We start from the raw sequence: 8,708 nt of genomic DNA on the forward strand, positions 1-8,708 counted from the left end.
CTCATATCAAGGCTTTTAAAATCGGGCAACGGCTGCGCACATTACTTAAAGGCCACTGGGTTTTTAGGGCTTTTCTAATTTCTGTGGCACAGTTATGGCACACTTCGAAAAGTCATTCTCACAAATTGGTTACTGCTGTAATGTCAACTTGTGTATCCTCGCTTGTTTTGAACTGAATTACATTTACAAAAAAGAGATGTAAAACCGTCTTACCCATGCTCAATTTTCTGTTCAAGTTTCCTTACGCACACCCGCTTACAAGAACTGATTCCACAATTTTGCTTTTTTTAAGGCAATAGAGTCTTCTAAAATATCATTTTGGTAATTTCCCTTACCAATTATATAATCAACAAATTCAATTCCTGCATAATCAAAAATATAATTGAATTGCTGAATCAGGGGCAGTGAAGCAATTTTAGGATCAGGATTTTCTCAAACGACAATTACATATGCCCGCTTTTTCATCATTTCCTTTGTAAAATCAAAACGGTCGTCTCTTAAGTATTGGCTCCACCGATCAAAGAATACTTTCATTTGGCCAGACATGCCAAACCAATATAAAGGAGTAACAAAGAAAATTGTCTCATGTTTTAAAAAATCCAAAAATCGCCTTTCATAGTCATCATGAACAGGACTGAAACCTCCAGTTACATGCCTCTGATCCACGATAGGAAAAATGTTATTTTCTAATAAATATATTTTTTCATGTTCTATTCCTTGTAAAGCAACATTTACTAAGTGTTCTGTATTACCATTTCTTCTTGAACTTCCTAATAATACTAAAGTACTCATCTATTCACATCTCCTTTTTATATCACTTGAATATAGCTTATTTACAGTTTAAAATAAGCAACACTATCAGTAAAATGGTTGTTTCAGATTAATTAGTTCGGTAAATATGATAATAAAAAGGGAAGAGGGTTTTACAGTGGAGCTTCGTCATCTTATAACGTTTAAAACCATTGTGGATACAGGAGGATTTAAGAAAGCTGCTAATGAATTAGGATATGCTCAGTCATCTATTACTGGACATATAAAGGAACTGGAAGAAGAATTGAAGAAGCCTCTTTTTGATCGTCTTGGAAGGAGTATATCATTAACTCAGACTGGCAAAGACTTTCTTCCTTATGCTTTGGAAATTATAAAACTTTACTCTAAATCGCAAGAAGTGATACACAAATCAGATGGTCCTTCTGGTCAGCTGATTATTGGAGCAAGTGAGTCATTAATGATTTATTGGTTGCCTACTATTATTATGGATTTTATGGAGAAATACCCAAAGGTAGAGCTGACAATAAAATCAGTGAAAGACGGCAACCTTTCTTCTCAATTGAAAAATAATGAAATAGATGTTGCACTTCTCGTTGACTTACCCCATTGGCATTCAAAAGAATTAACAATAGAAAAAATACAGGATACTCGACTTTCCTTTATACAATCTGCCCAAAAACAAAACAAGAATATCCCAGGAAAAATGCTGGTAACCGAATACTCATGCAGCTGGAGACCAGCAGTAGAAGAAAATATAAAAAATGAGGAGTATGGTTCGTTAGCGAAAGTTGAATTGCCCAGTGTAGAAGCAATCAAAAAGTGTGTTCTTTGCGGGCTCGGAAAATCTATACTTCCACATTTTGTTGTTAAAGAAGAGATAGATAACGGAATGCTGGAAGAATCAAAAGTTACTGGACACTATAAATTATTGAATATATATACTGTGACTCATAAAGATAAGTGGATATCAGCAAACTTAGAAGCATTTCTTTCGCATATAGTTGAATTGAAATAAAAATGAGAAACAAAAATAGTAAAAAAGCACGTATTCAAGATTATTTAACAAGAATTTTTTTACTGACCTCGCGTTTGGTCTCCCATGTCTTTTTCTCTGTTAAATCCGCCTTCTATGTTGGAAAATTCTCCTCTTATTTCTAGTTTGAGGATGTTATACTATATATGATAGATATAAGGGTTTAAATATAGAATGGAGGACATGATTGATGAATTTGAAATCAGTTGATTTATTTTCAAATGAGTTCCACCAAAATCCATATGAATATTATGAAAAAATCCGGTCACACAAGCCTTTTGCTAAAGTTAAAATGTTCAATGAAGACCAGTATTCTTGGATGGCCTTTTCGTATGAAGCGGCAGAAGCTGTTTTAAAAGACAAACGGTTTATTAAAGATATGAAAACCGTTTACCCTGAGCTCACTGATGAAACTATATCACCGATTGCCCACAGTATGCTTTTTTCCGATCCTCCTAATCACCGCCGTCTCCGTAGCCTCGCTCAAAATGGCTTCACCCCACAAAAAATAGCGAAACTAAGAGGTCGTATTGAAGAAATCGCCAAAGAACAAGCAATTATGATGAAACATAAAAAAGCAGTCGATTTTATTGAAGACTATGCCTTTCCAATTCCAATTCGAGTCATCTGTGAGCTACTCGGTATTCCTTCTGAAGACCGCCTCGATTTCCAACGTTGGTCAACCGTCATCGTCGAGATTACTGAAGCACCCCGTTATGAAGAGGCGATGGACGAATTTACCGCCTACTTACAAAAATTAATCGAACAAAAACGCCTCGACCCACAAGAAGATTTACTGTCCGAGTTAATTCAAGCAGAAGAAGAAGATGAACAGTTATCGTTAAAGGAATTGTATGGATTCGTCATCCTTTTAATTGTCGCTGGACATGAAACAACGGTCAACTTAATTGCCAATGGTTTACTTGCTTTACTCACTCATCCAGAACAATTAGCTTTATTAAAGGAGGACCCTTCCCTTATCGGGCAAGCGATTGATGAATTGCTACGCTTTAATGGCCCGGTTGAGTTTAGCACAGACCGTTGGGCAAGTGAGTCGTTTACATTTATGGGTCAACAAGTAGAAAAAGGAGATCACGTCCTTGTCTCACTCGCCTCAGCCGATCATGATCCATCAAAATTTGACGACCCGAATAACCTTGATATCACAAGAGAGAAAAGCCCTCATCTCGCTTTCGGAAAAGGCATCCACTACTGTCTCGGCGCTCCACTCGCAAAGCTAGAAGGTGAAATCGCGCTTCAAGTGCTGCTTGAGGAATATCCTAATCTTTCGCTTGCCGCAGATTTGTCTCACCTACAATGGCGCCAAAGCTTAATCATTCGCGGGTTGAAACATTTTCCTATTAAGCTTTATTAAAAGTCAAAACAAGGGTGTTATCCAGGCCAGCTTCGTAATAAAATACCTGTTATTGGTCTTCTTGTTAGGCTGTTTTACAACTACCTATCAGAGTCGTATCTAAGTCACTATCGATAAGGCTTCTAAGGGAATACGCCACGATTGAGTGTGAGTAAGCGAATAATAATAAAAGGTTGTTGTCGATTGTTCGGTTTTTGTTGACAGATAAAAATGATGTTGGTAGACTCTTATATAGAAATAATAATTTTATATAAGAGTCTTATCGTATAAATGCAGGAATAGGGCCTGCACGTCTCTACCAAACTACCGTAAATAGTTTGACTACGATAATCATCTAAATTTTTGCTTGCATCCTGTCTTAAATCTGATGATTTCTAGTTAAACTTCCATTCGTATGAGATGAATTGGAAGTTTTTTTATTGATTTAGAAGGGGCTTGTTTGTTTGTGGATGTAATTAGGTGAAGACTGAAAAAAATGGAGGCGAAAAGGTTGGAACGTTTTTTTGGCTTTAAAGAGCATGGAACTTCAATCGGACGAGAGAGTATTGCGGGGTTAACAACGTTTTTGGCTATGGCTTATATTCTGTTTGTTAATACAGATATATTGAGTGCGACTGGAATGGACCCTGGTGCAGTATTTACGGCTACGGCATTGGCGGCGGCAGTTGGAACATTAATTATGGGGCTATTAGCGAACTATCCCATTGCACTTGCGCCTGGTATGGGACTGAATGCATTCTTTGCGTTTTCAGTTGTTATTGGATTAGGAGTAGAATGGCAAGTTGCGTTGTTCGGAGTATTCATTTCAGGTATTATCTTTATTATTATTACGCTATTAAACATTCGAGAGATGATCATTAATGCGATTCCGGCAGAGCTTAAATATGCAGCTGGAGCTGGGATTGGTTTATTTATTGCATTTATTGGATTGAAGCAAGCAGGTATCGTAGTTGGCGATGAAGCAACGGCTGTTACATTAGGTAACATGACAGCTCCGACGACGTTGCTTGCGGTGTTCGGTATTGTCGTAACGGTTATTTTAATGGTACGCGGCTTTAAAGGCGGTATTTTCTATGGAATGGTGCTAACGGTTATTGCTGGGTTACTATTTGGTTTAATTGATCGTCCGGATGCGATTGTTGGTTCGGTTCAAAGCTTAGCACCGACATTTGGTCAAGCGTTTATGTTCGATTGGTCGACAGTAGAAATTTGGACATTAGTCATTGTGGTACTAACATTCTTGTTTGTCGATTTCTTTGATACAGCAGGTACATTGTATGCTGTTGCTAACCAAGCAGGTTTTGTGAAAGATAATAAGCTTCCGCGTGCTGGAAAAGCGTTATTAGCTGATTCAACGGCAACATCAATTGGTGCGGTACTTGGAACATCGACAACAACTGCATATATTGAATCATCTTCTGGTGTCGCTGCAGGTGGACGTACAGGGTTTACATCAGTTGTAACAGCTGGATTGTTCTTAGTAGCATTGTTCTTTTCGCCATTATTAGCAGTTGTAACAGAGCAAGTGACAGCTCCTGCTTTAATTGTTGTCGGTATTTTAATGGCCTCATCCATTCGCTTGATTGAATGGGATAAGTTCGAAATTGCTGTACCGGCTTTCTTGACGGTGATTGCGATGCCATTAACATACAGTATTGCAACGGGGATTGCGATAGGCTTTATCTTTTACCCGATTACGATGATTTGTAAAGGAAAAGCGAAAGAAATCCATCCGTTAATGTACGTATTGTTCGTTGTCTTTGTTTTATACTTTATTTTCTCACCAAAATAAATCATACAAAAGGTTCAAGTGGGACATCCCTGCTTGAACCTTTTTTGCATGGAGTTTTTGATGATATCTTTTTAAACGGTATTCTTTTTAAAACGATGAGTAGGACTTCCTTGGATGTTGGTTTTTATGCGGAATAAGCCCCCGGCGTGTTCATATTGCTCATCATTCATTCTTGCTGTTGTAATGTAAAGGTCCGTTAAATCCTGCCCTCCAAAGACGCAGGATGTCACATTTAATGCAGGGATAGGTATATCAAGTAAATGTTCACCACTTGTTGGATTCCACCTCGAAATCTTTGCCCCTCCCCAATGAGCAATCCAAAGCATACCTTCTTGATCGATCGTCATTCCATCTGGTGATCCAGTGCTTTTTTCAATTGTAATGATTTCGGTTTGATTAGTGACTTGACCGTTCGTGATGTCGTAGTTAAATCGTACAACCCTTTGTGTAGGTGTATCAATATAATACATATATTGATTGTCTGGTGACCATGCAAGTCCGTTTGAAATACTTATATGGTCAAGTTTCTTGGTGCTGGATAAATTAGGTTCTAAGCAATAAAGGGCTCCTTTTTCTTTGTGTCCTTTCAGACTCATCGTTCCAGCCCAAAAGCGGCCAGCGGGATCGCATTTTCCATCATTAAAGCGGTTCTCGTTTATTCCTTCTTCCGGATTGGAGATGAATTCTGTCGTATTTGCTTCACTATTATAAAAGTAAAAGCCTGATTCTAAAGCTGTAATAAGCCCTCCGGATTCGTTAGGTGCAACTGCACCGACCATTTGTCCAAGCTGAAGCGTCTTCTGATGATGGTTAGAAGGGTCATAGATGAAGCATTTTTTCTCGATAATATCTACCCAATAGAGAACTTGAAGTTTCTCGTCCCAGCTAGGAGATTCCCCGAGTGTTGCTTTTGCATCTATGATAAGTTCTGATGTTTCTATCATGTCACATCTCTCCTCATTTAATAATCTATTGTAATTGTATACCTGATATATACGGAATGAAACGTTTACATTGAAAGTTGCTTAAAAGAAGAGCACTGGCTGCGCTCGTTATGACTTCTTTATGAGAATGATAGCTCATAGGGAAGTTTTGAAACGGGCCATGCACAGTGCTTGAAAGAGTAGCGTTTTATCATGTTGCTGGCGAGGTTTTGAATTGTTGAACGCTTTGTCGCAATTGCTCACTTTGTTTTTTCATTTTTGTCGAAGAGTTTTTCACGACATTGGCAATATCGGTTGAGTCGTTAGTCATTGAGTGAATTCGATCGATCATTTCAAGTAGCTCTTTCATTTCGTCTTGCTGCTTTAAATGGTTCTCGCCCATTTTAGATGTATCTTGACTTACTTGATTTAATTTTTCAACAAAATAAGTCGTTTCTTGATGGACGCTTTCGATTTCTTTATCTATGCTTGTGAAGGTAACTGGTAGAGAGTTTAGCTCCTTATATAGTTGATCAAATTTGCTTGTTACCGTTTCTAATTGATCATGGCTTATCGTTTGAATGATTTCACTATTCTCATCTAAAATTTCAACAATTTCGCTTGTGGCTTTTTTAGATTGATCAGCTAAAGTCCGAATTTCCTCTGCGACTACGGCAAAGCCTTGACCGTGCTCGCCAGCTCTTGCTGCTTCAATACGAGCATTTAGTGATAGTAAGTTAATCTTTTCGGTTACCGATGAGATAGTTGAAGTGATATTCCCCACCTTCGTTGAAAAGTGTGCAATTTGATTCATTTTTTCTGTGAATGCATCCATCGATTGATTGGCTTCTGATTGTGAAGCTGTAATGGTATTGATAAGAGAAGCAATCGTTTGTATTTCCTCTTTAATGGTGGAAACTCTGCTGCCTATTTGCTCCATGTTGCTAAAGGATTCTTGAATTGTAGCGAGCACTTGCTCATCATTTAGGAGTTCTTTCACTAACTTTTTCTGTTTGTCATTTAAATAGGATTTCGATTGCTCAATATATCCCTTCTGATCACTAGTTAATAATGAAAGACGTTCGGAGAATTCAATCATTGTATTAGACGTTCGATGGACAAAATGGGAATCGGCCTTAACTTGATCGACTATCCGATTAAGGCTCGCAACCAATTTATTAAAGGCTTGATGGAGCTCAGCTGTATCTTCATACGGTTCAATAGGTAATGTTTGAGTTAGATCTCCTTTTGTAGCGGCTATTTGTTTCATAGCTTGTATCGAATCGAATAAAGCGATATGCTCACCGTGTTCTGATACATTCAAGCCGGCGTTCTCTTCTTCCTTCGTGACTCGCAATGGATAGACTTTATGAACGATCCAATAGAAGAGTATCCCTAAACCGAAGGCCCATACAAAGGCCACAACTACTCCTAATGCTTGTACGCCTATTTGATGGAATCGGCTGTCGACTGCTAGAAGCTCTATTTGACCGAAGAAACCAACTGCTAGTGTTCCCCAAGCTCCGGCTACACCGTGAACAGCAATAGCTCCAATCGCGTCATCGACTTTAAAGAAACGATCAATTAATAAATGAGCCAATACAACGATTAGTCCACCAATAGCCCCGGCTAGCATTGCATAAAGTGGCGTCATCACATCTACACCGGCAGTAATTGCGACTAACCCCCCTAATAATCCGTTTAAGCAGCTTTCAACGTGAGCCTGTTTATAAATGAACCATGAAACTATTAGAGCGATGATTCCTCCAGAAATAGCTGCTAATTGTGTATTCAGGGCAATAATTGCAATGTTACCATCGGCAAACGTAGTAGAGCCTGCGTTAAACCCCATCCAACCAAACCATAAGATAAAAACACCTATCGTTGCAATGACTGGACTCGCACCTCTAAAGGAAGAGACAGAACCATCCTTCTTGTATTTACCGATTCGCGGACCGATAATAATGGCTGCTGCAAGAGCAACCCACGCCCCGATAGAGTGAACGACAGTTGATCCAGCGAAATCCATAAAGCCTAAGCCCTCAAGCCAACCTTCTTGTCCATCGATCCAAAGGCTTCCCCATGCCCAGTGACCAAAGATGGGATAAATAAGAATAACGATGAATGCTGTTCCTATTAAATAACCAGAGAATTTAACACGTTCAGCAATAGTACCAGAAACGATGGTTGCTGCCGTACCAGCAAAAACAATTTGAAAAAGAAGGAATGACCAGTTCCATGGATCTTCTGACATATTATGAAAGAAAAAAGATGATCCTCCTATCCAGCCATTAATACTTTCACCAAACATTAATGGAAATCCGATTAAGCTGAAAATTAACGTTGCAAGCATAATATCTGCGATGTTTTTCATTGCAACATTAATAGAGTTTTTTGCTCTTGTTAGACCAGCCTCAAGAGCGGTAAAGCCAGCTTGCATAATTAGAACTAATACACTAGCAAGAAAAATCCAGACAAAGTTTAAATGTTCTTGAAGTTCCATATCGATCCCCCAATTCCAACTAACATATGTCATTTTTACTAGATATGAGTTAAAAGAACTACTTACGCGTTAGGTTATATAACATTTATATGGGATGAATGTTATATTTAAGTTGTGAACGATGTTAATAAATCTAAACGAGAAAAGAAAGTTTAAAAGAAATAAAATAAATATTGACTAAAGGTGACGAATCATGATATATTATTTCTCGTTGTCATTCATGACTACATTAAAATAATTTAAAAAAATTATTGACATTGTGGTCACTAGTTGATAATATAGAAAAGTCGCAATAAACGACGATGAGTTCC

General features: G+C 38.2%; 6 protein-coding genes and 1 riboswitch. Of the genes, 3 read left to right on the forward strand and 3 right to left on the reverse strand.

What is annotated here, in order from left to right:
* Positions 1–432 precede the first annotated feature (432 nt).
* A complete protein-coding gene (locus ACERJO_RS20650) occupies positions 433–792 on the reverse strand; it encodes a flavodoxin family protein (RefSeq protein WP_373648737.1) in 360 nt (119 codons plus the stop codon).
* 136 nt (positions 793–928) lie between these two features.
* Between ACERJO_RS20650 and ACERJO_RS20655 the strand changes: the two genes are divergently transcribed.
* The 3 genes from ACERJO_RS20655 to ACERJO_RS20665 all read left to right on the forward strand — a co-directional run bounded on the left by ACERJO_RS20655 (position 929) and on the right by ACERJO_RS20665 (position 4,971).
* Positions 929–1,786, forward strand: coding sequence for a LysR family transcriptional regulator (locus ACERJO_RS20655; protein WP_373648738.1), 858 nt, complete (start codon positions 929–931; stop codon positions 1,784–1,786).
* Between the two features lie 208 nt (positions 1,787–1,994).
* Positions 1,995–3,179 carry a cytochrome P450 family protein gene (locus ACERJO_RS20660; protein ID WP_373648739.1) on the forward strand — a complete coding sequence of 395 codons (1,185 nt, stop codon included), beginning with the start codon at positions 1,995–1,997 and terminating at the stop codon, positions 3,177–3,179.
* Positions 3,180–3,421: 242 nt separating this feature from the next.
* Positions 3,422–3,523, forward strand: a riboswitch (purine riboswitch).
* Between the two features lie 146 nt (positions 3,524–3,669).
* A complete protein-coding gene (locus tag ACERJO_RS20665) occupies positions 3,670–4,971 on the forward strand; it encodes an NCS2 family permease (RefSeq protein WP_247107140.1) in 1,302 nt (433 codons plus the stop codon).
* 71 nt (positions 4,972–5,042) lie between these two features.
* On the opposite strand, the gene ACERJO_RS20670 is transcribed toward ACERJO_RS20665, so the two are convergent.
* Both ACERJO_RS20670 and amt read right to left on the reverse strand, forming a co-directional pair.
* Positions 5,043–5,915, reverse strand: a complete 873-nt coding sequence (locus tag ACERJO_RS20670; RefSeq protein WP_373648740.1) for an SMP-30/gluconolactonase/LRE family protein — start codon at positions 5,913–5,915, stop codon at positions 5,043–5,045.
* 190 nt (positions 5,916–6,105) lie between these two features.
* Entirely contained in the window at positions 6,106–8,397 is a 2,292-nt protein-coding gene (gene amt, locus ACERJO_RS20675) for an ammonium transporter (RefSeq protein ID WP_373648741.1), read from the reverse strand.
* Between the last annotated feature and the right edge of the window lie 311 nt (positions 8,398–8,708).

The sequence above is a fragment of the Halalkalibacter sp. AB-rgal2 genome, assembly GCF_041821005.1.
Classification (GTDB): domain Bacteria; phylum Bacillota; class Bacilli; order Bacillales; family Bacillaceae_D; genus Halalkalibacter.